Here is a 428-nt window from a genome sequence, read left to right on the forward strand (position 1 = left end):
ATGTCGACGGCGTCGTCCGCACCGGCCGGCCGGTATTCGCTGAGCTTCAGCCCGTTCGTCACCAGTTGCACCACCGTGCCGACCGAAGTCGGGCTGATGCCGTATTGCGCCGCCTTGGCGCGATCGACGTCGAGCGCCCAGTCGACGCCGGGTGGCGGCAGGCCGTCGGAAATATCGATGACACCGGGCACCTTGGCAATGCGCGCGGCGACGGCGCGCGCCTTGTCGTCGAGGCCTTTCGGGTCGACGGCTGACAGCCTGATCTGGATCGGCTTGCCGGTGGGCGGGCCGGCCTCGGGCACACGAACCTCGACGTCGACGCCGGGAATGCCGGCCATGACGCCGCGCAGTTCGTCCAGGATGGCGTTCGCCGATTTGCGCTCGCGCCAGTCGACGAACTCGTACTGGATCACGCCGACCACGTCTTC

Annotated in this window: 1 pseudogene; it reads right to left on the reverse strand. The window is 68.5% G+C overall.

The window, feature by feature from the left end:
* Window positions 1-428 (reverse strand): annotated as a pseudogene (locus tag AC0L3H_RS33015) (AcrB/AcrD/AcrF family protein); the annotation flags it as partial.

Source organism: Mesorhizobium sp. WSM4816 (assembly GCF_055811535.1).